General features: G+C 59.7%; 9 protein-coding genes. 4 read left to right on the top strand and 5 right to left on the bottom strand.

Going from position 1 to position 14,716, the window contains the following annotated elements:
• Window positions 1–401 precede the first annotated feature (401 nt).
• The gene (locus ACODSO_RS26345) at window positions 402–1,745 is read right to left on the bottom strand and encodes an MFS transporter (RefSeq protein ID WP_489039615.1); all 1,344 of its coding nucleotides are present in this window, start codon (window positions 1,743–1,745) and stop codon (window positions 402–404) included.
• A 1,091-nt stretch (window positions 1,746–2,836) separates the two neighbouring features.
• Between ACODSO_RS26345 and ACODSO_RS26340 the strand changes: the two genes are divergently transcribed.
• A complete protein-coding gene (locus tag ACODSO_RS26340) occupies window positions 2,837–3,205 on the top strand; it encodes a YciI family protein (protein ID WP_489039614.1) in 369 nt (122 codons plus the stop codon).
• 15 nt (window positions 3,206–3,220) lie between these two features.
• On the opposite strand, the gene ACODSO_RS26335 is transcribed toward ACODSO_RS26340, so the two are convergent.
• Complete coding sequence (locus ACODSO_RS26335) at window positions 3,221–3,745, bottom strand: Lrp/AsnC family transcriptional regulator (RefSeq protein ID WP_489039613.1); 525 nt, start codon at window positions 3,743–3,745, stop codon at window positions 3,221–3,223.
• Window positions 3,746–3,982: 237 nt separating this feature from the next.
• Here ACODSO_RS26335 and ACODSO_RS26330 point away from each other — a divergent pair, with 237 nt between their 5' ends.
• On the top strand, window positions 3,983–7,498 hold the full coding sequence (locus tag ACODSO_RS26330; protein ID WP_489039612.1) for an indolepyruvate ferredoxin oxidoreductase family protein: 3,516 nt from the start codon (window positions 3,983–3,985) through the stop codon (window positions 7,496–7,498).
• A gap of 68 nt (window positions 7,499–7,566) precedes the next feature.
• On the opposite strand, the gene ACODSO_RS26325 is transcribed toward ACODSO_RS26330, so the two are convergent.
• Window positions 7,567–8,958 carry an FAD-binding oxidoreductase gene (locus ACODSO_RS26325; protein ID WP_489039611.1) on the bottom strand — a complete coding sequence of 464 codons (1,392 nt, stop codon included), beginning with the start codon at window positions 8,956–8,958 and terminating at the stop codon, window positions 7,567–7,569.
• A complete protein-coding gene (locus ACODSO_RS26320; protein WP_489039610.1) occupies window positions 8,955–11,207 on the bottom strand; it encodes a CoA transferase in 2,253 nt (750 codons plus the stop codon). Before ACODSO_RS26320 ends, ACODSO_RS26325 begins: the two co-directional genes overlap by 4 nt.
• Before the next feature lie 283 nt (window positions 11,208–11,490).
• On the opposite strand from ACODSO_RS26320, the gene ACODSO_RS26315 reads away from it, so the two are divergent.
• Together ACODSO_RS26315 and ACODSO_RS26310 are read left to right on the top strand one after the other, a co-directional pair.
• The gene (locus tag ACODSO_RS26315) at window positions 11,491–12,969 is read left to right on the top strand and encodes an aldehyde dehydrogenase (protein ID WP_489039609.1); all 1,479 of its coding nucleotides are present in this window, start codon (window positions 11,491–11,493) and stop codon (window positions 12,967–12,969) included.
• 78 nt (window positions 12,970–13,047) lie between these two features.
• Window positions 13,048–14,160: a CaiB/BaiF CoA transferase family protein gene (locus ACODSO_RS26310; protein WP_489039608.1), complete on the top strand. Its 1,113-nt coding sequence runs from the start codon at window positions 13,048–13,050 to the stop codon at window positions 14,158–14,160.
• 66 nt (window positions 14,161–14,226) lie between these two features.
• Here the strand turns inward: ACODSO_RS26310 and ACODSO_RS26305 are convergent, their stop codons facing one another.
• Complete coding sequence (locus tag ACODSO_RS26305; protein WP_489039638.1) at window positions 14,227–14,682, bottom strand: zinc-binding dehydrogenase; 456 nt, start codon at window positions 14,680–14,682, stop codon at window positions 14,227–14,229.
• Window positions 14,683–14,716: the final 34 nt, after the last annotated feature.

The raw sequence follows: 14,716 nt of genomic DNA, 5'->3' as shown, positions 1-14,716 counted from the left end.
CGCACGTGGTGGATGACCGCGCTTCGACTCGCCGCGTGGTTCGTACCGCTGCTACTGCTGATCGCGCTGCCCCGGCTACTGGGATCGTGGATCGGTGGGGGTCGAGAACTCGTGTCGACGCACACCACACGCTGTTTGAGAGATGCTCGACTGGATCGGGCACTCCCCCGAGCACCTCGACCAGTTCCGGGCAGGCCTGGAAGAACTGAGGCGAACGGGAGCCGACGCCATCTACGACTAGCACCCAGCCCGCCGCAGTGAGACCGGCGCGTGATGTCAGGATCGACCTCCAGGGCATCACAGATCACGGCAAGTTCCCCGGCATACGCCGGTGCATCGCGTCAAGAACAACGGCTCGGGAAGTGTGAGAAACACCTTCCCGAGCCGCTGGTCCGAAAATGTCAGGCCAGGCTCACTTCTCTGGTCTCGACCAGAGCCTTGGTGCATCCGAGACTTAGAACCGACAAGAGAGCGAGCATGACGCCGACTGCGATGCTTCCATACTGCGCGGTCAACGGCGCCGCGAGCAGCGGCGGAATCGCACCACCGAGAACGCCGGCGAGGTTGTAGCCCAACCCGGCTCCGGTGTAACGGAAGCGTGTCTGGAACAGCTCCGGCAGCAGGGCACCGGTTGGGCCGTAGGCAATCCCGAAGATTCCCAGGGTGATGCACATCGACACGACGTAGACAACTTCGCTGCCGGTATCGAGCAGCGGGAACAGAGCCAATGCCCACGGAACAGCAATTGCGCAGGAGGTCATGATGACTCGCCGTCGACCGACACGGTCGGAGTACGTCGCGGAAATGCCTATCGCAATTCCGAACACGACCGCGGCGATGATGCCTGTCCACAGGACGAACGGCCGGTCGAACCCGAGAGTCTTGGTGCCGTAACTGGTCAGGTACGCAGTGCCCATGTAGAACAGGGAGAACAGCGACGCCAGTGCGCCTGCGGCGAGGAGGATTTCCTTCTTCTGGACCTGCCAGGCTTCGAAGATGGGGAGCCTGGCAGGCGCAGCGGAGCGGTTCTCGACCTCTTTGTTGGCACGGAAGATCGGCGTCTCTTCGATCGCCAACCGCATGTAGAGGCCGATGAGAACCAGAACCGCACTGAACAGGAACGGAATTCGCCAGCCGAAGTCGATGAACACCTCGTTGGTATCGCCAAAGACCGCTCCGGTCACGAGGAACGTCGCGCTTGAAAGAATGAACGCGGCCGACGGTCCCAACTGCGGGAACATTCCGTAGAAACCACGCTTCTTCACGGGCGCGTACTCCGCCGTCAGGAGGGTCGCTCCGGCCCACTCTCCTCCGACTGCGAAGCCTTGCCCGAAGCGCAACAGCACCAGGATGATCGGGGCGGCAACACCAATAGTCTCCGCACCCGGAAGCAGGCCGATAGCGAACGTCGAGATACCCATCAACAGCAGCGTTGAGATCAGCGTCTTCTTACGCCCAATTCGATCGCCGAAGTGACCGAACAGCACCGCGCCCGCGGGACGGGCGATGAAGGCGACGGCGAACGTGGCGAAGGAGGCGACAGTTCCCGCAGTCGCTCCCAGGGCGGGGAAGAATACCGTCGGGAACACCAGTGCTGCGGCAGTTCCGTAGATGAAGAAATCGTAGAACTCGATCGTCGTGCCGATTCCACTCGCGATCGCTACTTTGCGAACGCTGGTGCCGGGTGCCGCAGGAGGCGCCGGAGACGTACGAGTTACCGCGTCGTCGGGTGAGGTTGAAGTCATGGGTTCTCCATTAGGATTGATGCCGACACATGTGATGTGGGGACGAATCCAGACGCTATGTGATCGGTGTCATAGTTCGTCACCCCCGGAAGAGGGGGGCGAAGACCTTGGCACACGACGCATCTCGACTCATCACCTTTTGCAAGGCGAACTAGTTGAGTCGAATCACTGCCAGAAATGGGTCCCGCGGGGTGCGGGGTCGGTCCCCGCGGCGGCGTACTGCCGCCGTATCCCCGACAGATCGCGGTGACGAGTTCGTGCGCAGACGGAGACCAATGCCCGGTGGCGCGGTGCTGGTGGTTGATCGCCGCCACCCAAGTACCGAACGTTGGCGACGGCCGGCGGGATCTCCAGCTCGCGGCTGACGATCGTGCAGAGTGCAGTTGTCAACACAATCGCTTCCGCACAGGTCGTTTCTGTTGAGCGGGCGGCACATCCAACACAGACAAAGAGCCCCTGATCTGCGAATGTTCGCAGATCAGGGGCCCTTTCTTCTGTGCGCCCGAAGGGATTCGAACCCCTAACCTTGGCCGCCGTGCTGACGAAGGTCCTCGGGATAGGGACCCGACGGCAGAGGCGCTGGAATTTCTGCACGACAAACTCGGCGTCGTGATATCGCGCCGGTTGATCGACACGCCGCAGAGTCGGCGCAGCGACGTGGATGCATTGGTGGGAAACCACATTCATTGCGGGAAGCATCCCCACCTGATGGCCGCGCCCTCCGCGTGTGTCACGGACGCATCGGCTGACCCCAAAACGCCTATTACATCGCGACGCTAAGTGATTGTGGTCTCGGCGTCGTCGAGCAGGGCGAGAGTCCGGCGATCCGGAGCTGCTTATCAAAGCTCGCAGCTGAGCATCTGAAGGAAATACGGACATCCGTCGCTTGCCGCGTCGGATGTCGTCGGTCGCCTCGGTGCTGATGGCCCGGTTCAGCATCGGCCCGGCCTCGCTCCTTTGTCGCCGTCCACGGCCCAGATACCCCCGCGTGTCATGCTCACCGTGACGCAGGCCTCACTTCACTCGGCACAATAGTATAGAATATTTTCACGACGCAGCCCCGAATCTCTGCACCTTTGGAGGAACAACAGATGAGCCTGTTCGCGGTAACCTACGCACACCCGGACCCGGTTGGATGGCAGCAACACCTCGCGGCCCACCTCGATTGGATCGTCGAGCAGGTCGACGCAGGGGTACTGCTTGCTTCCGGGCCCACAACGCAACGAGACACGGCGATACGCACGGCTGCACTGATCTTCCACTGCAGCGACGACCAAGTGCTGAATCAGCTCTTGGAAACCGATCCCTATGTAGTCCATGGGCAGGTATCGAACATGGAAATCGTATCGTGGGACCCCATTTTCGGCATCCTGAACTCGAAGTCGAGCCGGCGGAACGAGTCTGCCGAGTCGATAGTTGCGGATATCCTTTCGCAGTACGGCCCGTCTTCTACGGGTTGACCATAAGAGCAGCTATCACGCACCACCCTTTTCGCCTGCGCGCGGATACGCAGACGATTTACGTGCGACGTCGAGCAATTGCGCTATCCTCATGGGAATGCGGCTGCTCAGTGATATCTCTGAACGCGTCCGAATTATCGTTGGGGTCGAAAAAATTACCTCTAATACGTGCTCGAGGTGTTCATGGTCTAGCGCAACGACCCTGCAGAGTAGATCTGCATCACCGGTAATTGAGCTGCATTCCACAATCTCCGGTATGGAACGAAGATGTGACAGGCACTCTTCAAGTTTACTCTGAGCAACATTGAGTCGAACATATGCAAGGATGCGAAACCCAAGTTCAGCCGGATCTACGTCTGGACCAAATCTTTTTATCACTCCCGCGTTGACCATTTTGTCGATTCTCGATTGGGCTGTGCCCCTTGCAATTCCAAGTCGACGTGCGTATTCGCGTACACCTACCGAGGGCTCCGCCACCATCAGCGACAACAACTCGAGGTCGAGTCGATCAAGTTTGCTGCTGTAGCCGAACGTATCCATAGACTGTGCCTTTTGTTCAGGGTGACAGGGCGGTGGGCGACCTTTTCGAACCAGATGCTCGAAATGAGACGGATCGTTTCTCCATTGACTGTACATCTGGTTCAAACGGACAGGAATTACGCCCAGACGGACCGTGTGCGCGTTAGCGTGACAAGCATCATTGCAGCCGCACATCGAGAGCACGTCGGCCTCCGTTGTCACGAGATTTGACCCCACGAAAGATTAGGAGCACACCTAATGTCCACCAATTTACTTCGCCAACCTGACTTCAGTCTCGATGATAAGTATCTTCGCGAAGAGGGCAGCATCTACCTGACTGGAATTCAAGCTTTGGTTCGCACTCTCCGGGACCGCGCCCTGCACGACAGTCGACTTGGCGTAACCACCTCGAGCTTCGTCTCGGGATATGAGGGCTCACCGCTGGCTGGTTACGATCTCGAGATCATGCGGCGAAGGAAACTCCTGGCGGACTCTAGAGTCATACATCAACCTGCGGTGAACGAAGAGTTGGCCGCGACGTCGGTAGCAGGAACCCAGCTTGCACGTCAGGCAGGCACATTGAAGGTTGACGCAGTTACCGGCTATTGGTACGGCAAGGCGCCGGGTCTGGACCGCGCGACCGATGCAATCCGGCACGCGAATCTCATCGGTACCGATCCTGCTGGAGGCGTTGTCGCGCTTGTTGGTGATGATCCCGCCGCGAAATCGTCGACGTACCCCTGCGCATCCGAGGCGGCACTTGCTGATCTATACATTCCGACCCTTTATGCTGCCGATTCGCAGGACATCTTGGATCTTTCCATGCACGCGGTATTCTTGTCCCGATTCACCGGTTTGTGGTCGGCGTTGAAGGTTGCCACAGCGGTAGCAGACGGTGCCAGTACTGCCGACGTACATCCGCTGCGTCTCGATCCAACCTTTGGTGAGCTAGGAACGAGCACCCACGTTCCATCCGCGAAACTCATGGGTGCAAACTTGGCGGCACTGGAAGAAAGTCAGATCACCAAACGCCTACCGCGGGCGGTTGAGTATGCGCGCGTCAACCAACTCAATCGGACGGTCATACAGGGCACCTCGGATCGGATCGGCATCATCGCCAGCGGCAAGACGTACTTGGATGTGCGCAATGCGCTCACCACGCTCGGACTCGACGACTCCGACCTCAACAGCTTCGGCATTCGTATTCTCAAGCTGGGAATGGTCTATCCCGTCGATCAGCGTGCGATCTGCGAATTCGCGGACGGTTTGACCGAAATCGTAGTGGTGGAGGAGAAGAGGTCGTTCATCGAAAGCGCAGTCAAAGAAGCACTATACGGCCGCGCGAACGCTCCGATGGTTACCGGCAAGATCGACTCGTCTGGGCTGACCCTGTTTCCCGCCAACGGAGAACTCGACGTGGATGCCGTCACCACCGGGCTCGCCCGCCGACTTGGTAAGCAATACGAGATCGACCCAGTCCTACGATGGCGCGATCGACCACGGAATCATCGCATCCCTCTGCCGATCATGAACCGAACACCGTATTTCTGTTCCGGCTGCCCGCACAACTCATCGACCAAGGTCAATGACAACACCATTGTCGGAGGCGGAATCGGCTGCCACGCGATGGTGCTGGTTATGGATGAGGACCAAGCAGGTGACGTTCTCGGCGTCACCCAGATGGGCGGAGAAGGTGCCCAGTGGATCGGGATGGCACCGTTTCTGGAAGAAGACCACTTCGTTCAAAACGTCGGCGACGGTACTTTTATGCATTCCGGAAGCTTGGCTCTGCGCGCAGCCGTCGCTTCTGGAGTCAATGTCACGTACAAGATTCTCTTCAATGCGACCGTTGCTATGACCGGCGGGCAAGACCCCACCGGTGGCATGCCATTGGACCGCTTGGTGCAGCTACTCAAGGCCGAAGGCGTAGCAAAGATCGTCGTAACAACCGAAGACCAGCGCCGAGTCAAATCGTTCAAACTTCCCAAGGACGTCCAAGTCCGCGACCGCAGCAGTCTCGCTGACGTTCAACGCGAGTTGGCAGAGGTAACCGGCGTCACCGTGCTGATCCACGACCAAGAATGTGCAGCCGAGAAGCGGCGTAAACGAAAGCGAGGATCGGTCGAGACCCCGGCGGAGCGCGTCGTCATCAACGAACGAATCTGTGAGGGGTGCGGTGATTGCGGATCGAAGTCCAATTGCCTGTCGGTCCGACCTGTCGCAACAGAGTACGGCCGCAAGACCGAAATCCACCAGTCATCGTGCAACCTCGACTTCTCCTGCCTCGACGGCGATTGCCCGTCCTTCGTCACAGTAGTGCCAGGCCCAGCGGAGAAGAAAGCTCCGATGACAGACCTCGATAGCGCTCAGTTGCAGTCTCCCGACCGGACGGAGACCGATGCCTTCGATATCCGCATTATGGGTGTCGGCGGAACCGGAGTGATCACCGTCGCGCAGATCTTGGCCACCGCTGCGATCTTGGATGGGCACAGCGTTCGCAGCCTCGACCAGACCGGTTTGGCACAGAAGGGGGGCGCGGTGATCTCGGACATCAAGATTTCCAGGTCCTCCACCGAACAATCCAACAAGGTGGCCGCAGAATCATGTGATCTGTATGTGGTGTGTGACTCGCTGGTCGGTACAGAGCCAAGCAATTTGAAAGTGGCATCTCGATCTCTCACGACCGCAGTGGTCTCTACGTCCGAGATCCCGACAGGTCAGATGATCGTGGACACGGCTGTCTCTTTTCCAGACCGGACAGTAATTCAGACGGCTATCGAGACTGCCTGCGCACGAAGCTATTATCTAGATCCAGGCGCACTGGCCGTAGATATGTTCGATGACGAGCAGTACTCCAACATGATCGCAGTCGGTGCGGCGTTTCAGGCCAGCACGATACCCCTGAGTGCCGACGCTATGGAGCAGGCAATTGTTTTGAACGGCGCGTCGGTACCGACCAACTTGCAGGCGTTCCGACGCGGACGCCAAGCGGTCAGCGATCCGGAGGGACTACGGAAGGATCTCGACAGTCGCAACCTGAAGACCGCGACGCGCGCTCCTGCGCTCCCCTCGCAGTTTGCGACCGACCTGATCGGTACCGTAACCGAAAATCGAACGGGCGCATTGGTTGACGTGCTCCGGGCGCGGGTCGACGATCTCGTGGCCTACCAGGACGAGGAGTATGCGACTCGGTACTGCACGACCATCGCACAGGTCCGTGTCATGGAGCAGTCGGCTGTTCCAGATTCAGAGCAACTGACCCAGGCCGCCGCACGCTATCTTTACAAGTTGATGGCCTACAAGGACGAGTACGAAGTTGCCAGGCTTGCCCTGGATCCTCAATTCGAGGCTCATCTGGAGGAGAATTTCGGACGCCGAAACAAGGCGGCCGTGCGTTTGCATCCGCCCGCTCTTCGAGCGCTGGGAATGAAGAACAAGCTGTCCTTTGGACGCCGCTCCCGGCCTGCGCTACGGCTCCTCGTGGCGTTGCGCCGCGTCCGAGGCACCAAGTTGGATGTTTTCGGATACGCTCACGTCCGTCGTTTGGAGCGCGATTTGGTAGCGGAGTACACGGCTACACTGCTAGACCTCGCGCAGCAACTCACTCCGGACACCCTCGGTATCGCCGTCTCTATCGCGGAGTTGCCAGACATGGTGCGTGGCTACGAGAGCATCAAGACAGACAACGTCGAAAAGTATCGCAGCGCGCGCGGAGAACTGCTCGCAGCTCTGAAAACGGACACCGTCTCGTCGACCGCTCCAACGGCAGGGTGATCTGCCCCTGAGCCCAGTCGAGCCCGCTCCCGACTACGGGGGCGGGCTCGACTACGGGGCAAACCGAGTCAGAAAATTTTGCCAGGGTTGAGTATCCCCAGCGGATCCATCGCGGTCTTGATTGCACGATGAAGAGCAAGAACCGGAGCGGAAAGCTCCTGTGCCAAACCGTCTTTCTTCAACAGTCCGACCCCGTGCTCACCGGTAACGGTGCCTCCCAATTCCAGTGCTTCGGTGATGATGTCCATGAATGCCGATTCGGCACGGATGCGGGCGCCTGCGTCGCCACGCCGTACGAGCAGCATCGGATGAAGATTACCGTCTCCGGCATGAGCGACGTTGGCAATAGTGGTGTCGTGCCTCAACGCGATCGCCTCGATACGGGCCAGCATCTCAGGCAGAGCCATTTTCGGCACACACACATCTTCGGTAATTACGTGTCCGAGACGCTCCATTGCTGGATAAGCAAGGCGGCGCGCCTCGAAGAGCGCTTCAGCTTCCTCTGGGTCAGTCGAAACCGCTGCCCACGATGCGCCTTCCTGCTCAAAGCAGGCCAGGATGGCGAGAGCTTCCTTCTCGCCTTCCGCACCCGGTGTATCGCTGCGGCTGAGCAGTATCGTATTGGCTTCGGTCGAAACGCCCATGTTCTTCCACTCGTCGACGGCTATCAGACTTTGGCGGTCCATCAGTTCGAGGGCAGAAGGGGTCAGTCCGGCTGCCGAGACGGCGCTGACAGCGCGGCCCGCATCGACGAGAGAATCGAAATATCCGGCGACCGTGCGGGAGGCAGACGGAGCTGGTAGTAGTCGCACGGTGATCTCGGTAATGATGCCGAGTGTCCCCTCCGATCCAACCAATAGTCCGACCAGGTCGTAACCAGCCACTCCTTTGGCTGTTCTTCGGCCGACCGTGATCAGTTCCCCGGTGGCCGTGACGATGCGGAGGCCGAGCACGTAGTCCCGTGTCACACCGTATTTGACGCAGCAGATTCCGCCGGCGTTGGTCGCGACGTTGCCTCCGATATTCGACCACGCTGCGCTGGATGGGTCCGGTGGGTACCACAATCCTTGTTCCAGACATGCTTGACGTAGATCGTGGTTGATGACGCCCGGGCCAACGACAGCTAGTCGCTCGTCTGTGTCTATTTCCTTGATTTCGTTCATCTGGTCCATCGCGATCACGACGCAACCCGGTGTTGCGTTCGCTCCGCCGGACAGGCCGGTTCCGCCCCCTCTCGGTACAATCGGGATTCCGAACTCCGCGCAGACCTTGACCGCGTTTTGCACCTCACCTTCCGTCCGGGGACGCACCACCGCAACGGGCGTGACGAAGGGTGCCCACTCTGCTTCGTCGTGCGTGTACGCACTCATCAGGTCGACGTCGTCGATTACGCGGCCGTCGGGTAACGCAGCTGTCAGCGCGCTGAGCACGGCCGGATGATGGGAAACATGGACGCTCACTGTGCAGCTCCAACTCTGTTTGTCCCGTTCGAGGTGTCCTCGAACGGACGCGGTGGTGGAGGAACCGAACAGGCGAGATCGGAGAACACCCATGGTGGGGATCCGACGAACAGTGGCCCGTAGAGTTCGTCGCTTGTCGACGCGATCAGACTGTCGTCGCCCGCCTCTGCTCGGCCCAGGTTCTCTGCGTCTCGCGTGTACGCTGCTCCCGGCACACCGACCCTGTCGAACAGCAGAACCCAAGCGCGGGTGGGGAGCTGACGCGTTCTCGATTCGATCCATCGACGCAGGGCTTCTCGGTTCTTGCAGCGAGCCGAGTTGGTCTCGAAGTTCTCGGTTGCCGAGTCCCCGGCACGAGGGATGAGGACAGACTGCAGCGCTTTCCATTCGCGATCGTTCCGCACGTCGACCGCGATCCACCCATCCTTGGTCGGGAAGGCCCCTGCCGGGGCGTACTCGGCTCGTTCACTGAGGTTCGTCGGTTCCTCGATACCGGCCACAGCCGATGCCAGTGCGACCTGTTCTGCGAACAGGGCGGTACCGAGCATGGTGTTGGTAACTCTGGCTCCACGGCCCGTGCGCTGTGTGTGCAGCAAGCCCGCAACAATTCCTAGTGAGTTCATCGTGGACGTCAACAAATCGAGAAAACCGTTGTAGCGAAGTACTTCCGGTGTGCCGGTTCGCCCATTGGCTGCAGCAAATCCACTCAGAGCCTGGATATGACCGTCAGTTGCGCGTCGCGCAGCAAGCGGCCCCTCGACACCATAACCGGTGGCACTGAAGCTCACGATCCGTGGATTCAAGGTCGAAATCTCTTTGGCGTCGAGGCCTAGTCGAGCCATAACCCCTGGTCTGAAATTTTCGGCGATGACATCCGAGGTCACGATGGCTCGCTTCAGTGCATCGAGTCCCTCAGTCGTCTTGAGATCGAGCACGCGAATCTGTTTGCCCAGATTCAGCGCGGCATATGTGGTGCGGTGCCCATTCTGATCTGGTTCGACCTGTTGAATCATGTCACCTGCGGGAGATTCGACCTTGACGACCTCCGCGCCCAAGTAGGCAAGTAGCGCTACTCCCCAGGGCCCGACGCCAGCAATTCCGAGGTCGATGACCGTGACCCCAGCGAGAGGACCATCCGTCGCCGACAATTCCTTCTCAGTTGTGCCAGATCGGAGGGCCGATTTCTCGATCGCTGGAGCGGAGACACTTCGGATCGGAGTCTTGACCGCGACGTCATCGGGCCCGGACATTTCGTAGAAGGCGTCCAGTGATCGAATCTGTTCGGTGCCTGTCACATCGGCCAACGAGGTGTAAGGCACCGAGATGCCCCGGGCTCGTTGAACCGCAAGACCGACATCATGTGCACTTGTCTTCGCAATGGCCCCGTTGATTGCAGCCTTGTAGCGCACTGCATCATCGCCGAAACCGGCGATGTCCGAGGGTGAAAGCCCGGTCATGTCGATGTCGAGGCCGAGTTCGTCCGCGAGTCGACGGTAGTCCGGCATGTCGACGCCACCCAGATCGAACGAAATCGGTCGGTCCGATGCAGTGTAGGGCCCTTGCACTGGGCCTGTTTCGGCGTTGCAGTGGAAGCCGGTCCACGTGTCGGGGGAATGCTGCGCTGCCCATGTCAATGACTTGATCGCTGCAATCGCTCTCGTCGTCGACACCTCGACGTTACAGCTGACTCCGCTTCTACCACGCGCCAACAGTGCCGCGAGAATTCCCTGCGCGGCAAACGTCGCCGCCGCAATCCCAGCAACATCGGCTCGCACGCTGCGTGGTTGTTCGAGTACTGATCCCAGGTAACCGCACAAGCCGGTCGTCGCCTGAACGCCGTTCTCGCCCAGCAGCGTCGACTCTCCGAACCCGCCGTCGTAGATGGTACACATCACGATGCTTGCAGTCGTTCGTAGCCACGTGAGCGCCGATTTGTCAGCGTGAGACGAGGGATGGTCGAAAACGGCATCCGCTGTCGATACGGCTTTTTGCACGGCTCGCTGATAAGCCTCCATGGACGGAGGGCGCAGTACCGTTTTCCCCAACGAGCATTGCCGGTATGCCAGCGATACACCTGCGCGCTGGGGTTCGAACTCCCGGAGCCAATCGCCCGTTGGTGGCTCGATTTTGACAACCGTCGCACCGAGATCGGCGAGCATCCGGCCACACAGTGAGCTGGTCAACCCTTCCCCGAGCTCGATAATCTCGAGGCCCCTCAACAAGCGATCGTCGTTGTGCAGTTCGTTCATGTGTTTCTCGCCCCTTCTCGGCGTTACGAGGCCACGGCACTGCTGTACCGGCGCGGCAACGGAAATCGTCTGCCGCGGGTGGCAGCCCCGCAAGAACTCTTGTGTCTTGGGTCACTCCCTCGTGTACGATAGTATAGAATATTCTCACAGCGGATACGAGAGGAAATGCGGGTCGATACGAACTACGCACTGTCGCATGCATATTAAGTAGATATGGGATGCAACTCTCCCGCATGCTCCGCTTCATTATATATAATTTCTGAATCACTCAACAGGAGGAACCATGTCCTTAACATCGGACCGCACGGTTGATGCCGACCGCACTGCCTTCTTCATCGACGGCGTGTGGACCAGTCCCGCTTCGACACGTACCCACCGAGCTGTGGAAGCCGCCACCGGGGACGTTCTCGGAACTGCCTCTCTCGGAACCGAAGCCGACATCGACGCCGCCGTCACTGCGGCTCGGTCAGCTTTGGACCACGGCCCGTGGGGGCGTTCGTCGGCCGAAGAGAGGGCCGCGACCATGATGCGGTTCGCGGACGCGCTCGATTCACGCGCATCTGAAACCAGCATCTTGGTCAGCCGTGAAAACGGGATGCCAATAGCTCTGTCCACTGCCTTCAACGGAGCTGCTCCCGCAGGTCTACTCCGCATGTATGCCGGGTGGATACGCGATGTCGCGCTGGAAGAGACTCGCGTCAGCCCGTCCGGCTCTACGATCGTGCGCCGTGAACCCGTAGGCGTAGTTGCTGCTATCACGCCGTGGAACTATCCCCAGGTCTTGGCCATGACCAAGATCGCGCCTGCGCTCGCGGCAGGATGCACAGCCGTCCTCAAGCCATCCCCGGAAACCTCGCTCGACTCTTACGTTCTCGCCGACGCAGCTCTCGAGGCAGGGCTTCCCCCGGGTGTTCTCAATATTGTCGCTGCAGACAGAGAGGTCGGGGGTTATCTGGTGTCGCATCCTGGCGTGGACAAAGTCGCCTTCACGGGATCGACGGCAGCGGGGCGTGCAATCGGGGCGGAGTGCGGCAGACTGATACGAAGAGTGACGTTGGAATTGGGTGGAAAGTCGGCGTCGATCGTGCTTGACGATGCCGACCTCGATACCTTCGTAGAAGGGCTTGGCGGCGCGTCATTCATGAACAACAGTCAGACGTGTACCACACAGTCCCGAATTCTTGCCCCACGCGCTCGATACAACGAGGTTGTCGACGCTGTCGCAGCCTACGCGTCCAGCATGACCGTGGGAAATCCCCTCGACCCGGCAGTCACGTGTGGACCCATGGCGAGCGAGTCCCAGCTCGCCCGTGTTCGCCACTTCATCGAGGCGGGAAACGCCAGCGACGCGCGCCTGATCACCGGCGGTGGAACACCGCAAGGAATCAGCCGCGGCTGGTTCGTGGAACCGACCGTGTTCGCGGACGTCGACAATTCCGACGTTTTGGCGAGGGAAGAGGTATTCGGGCCCGTTCTTGCGATCATTCCTTACGACGGAGACGACGAGGCGATTCGCATTGCCAATGACAGCAACTACGGTCTCGCCGGCTCGGTATGGACCGCGGACGAGGATCGGGGCCTGCAGGTTGCGCGACGCGTACGAACCGGGACGATCGGCATCAACTACTACAATCTCGATCTGGGCGCTCCGTTCGGGGGAATGAAAGACAGCGGAATCGGGCGAGAGCTCGGGCCGGAAGCGTTGTCGAATTACCTGGAGTACAAATCGATTTTCGCGAGCTCGGCCATGATCGACAGATGACTTCCCCGTCGATTCACTTGATCGGGTAACGACAACCCCTTGTGATGAAGGGGTCACGACGATGAGGGAAACATACTGATGGGCACTTTGCAAGGTGTAAGAATCGTCGAGATGGCAGGTCTGGGACCGGTTCCTTTTGCAGCAATGATGTTGGCCGACATGGGTGCCGACATTGTCCGCATCGATCCGCCGACGAGCGCCCCTTCGGCGGACTCGGAGGACATCGCCTGGATGGCCGACAGAAAAACTCCGATCTGGCGAGGCAGGTCAGCGATTCAGCTGGATCTCAAAGATGCCGGTGACCGAGAACGTGCACTGTCGCTCATCGCCAAGGCCGACGTGGTGCTCGAAGGCTTCCGGCCCGGAGTGATGGAGCGACTCGGCCTAGGACCGACTGAATGCCAGCTGCGCAATGACGGCCTCGTCTATGCTCGGATGACCGGCTGGGGACAAACCGGGCCGCTGAAGCACGCCGCGGGCCACGACGTCAATTATCTGGCGCTCAGCGGCGCTCTTCGCTACATAGCGCGAGAGGGCGAACGTCCCCTGCCGCCATTGAATTTGTTGGCCGATTTCGGCGGCGGCGGAATGCTGTTGGTCGTAGGCGTGCTGTCGGCGTTGCTCGAACGAGTGGGCTCGGGCAAAGGTCAAACGGTCGACGCCACGATGCTCGATGGGACGGCTCTGTTGATGACCTCGATCATGGGCTGGATGGATCGCGGATCGTGGACCGACCCGCCCGGAACAAATGTCATCGACACGGGTGCCCCGTTCTACGAGGTGTACACCACGAAGGATGGTCGTCACATGGCCTTCGGGTCGGTGGAGCCGAAATTCTATCGCGAATTGGTCGACGTCTTAGGTATCGACCCTGACTTGCTGGCACCGCAATTCGATCGGTCACGTTGGCCGGCAATGAAATTGCTCTTTGCCGAAGCTGTTGCGTCTAGGACGTTCGACGAGTGGGTCGATGCCTTCGACGGCACCCAGGCCTGTGCGACGGGAGTGTTCAGTATGGAGGAAGCTGCAGCACATCCACACAACGTCGCGCGGTGCACGTACATCGAAATCGACGGTGTACTCCAGCCGGCACCATCGCCTCGGTTCGACAGGACGCCGAGCAAGGTACAGGAGCCGAGGAGCAACGAAAGCACGCAGACGGTTCTCGAGCGCTGGTCCTCACGCGAGTGATTGGTCGGTGCGGGTTGCTCCTGACAGACAACCCGCACCGCTCCCTGCCGCCCTTGTGCGGATCTGCTAGGACGGAATCAGTACGGCTCGACCGAGCACCTCGGATCGGTCGACCGCTCGATGTGCGGCGCTGGCGTCGTGCAACGCGAATGTGCGGGTCACCGGTCGGACGGATCCACTGGCAAGGAGGTCCAGCGAGCCGCGGAAACTCGACGTAGTCGTCGACGCCGAGCCCGTCAAGACCGCTTCCTTGAAGAATACGAATGCTGGATACAGTGAGATTTTCTCGCGCCTCAGCTGCCCTGTCATGACGTAGCGACCTCGTCGACGCAACGCCTTGAAGGTGCCGTCGAAGACTTCTGCCAGTCCCACGTTGTCCAGAACTACGTCGGCACCGACACCGTCGGTGAGATCCAATATTTGTTCGGCAATACCTTCGGACGAAATGACAACGTCGTCTGCACCGTGTTTCGAGAGCAAATCGACTTTCGTGGGAGATGATGGTTGGGCCCCCGATAGCAGTCCAGCGTCTATGCGATAGCTAATTGGTTTTCTT

Source organism: Rhodococcus sp. FG69 (assembly GCF_057808915.1).
This window is presented reverse-complemented; position numbering and strand designations above follow the sequence as displayed.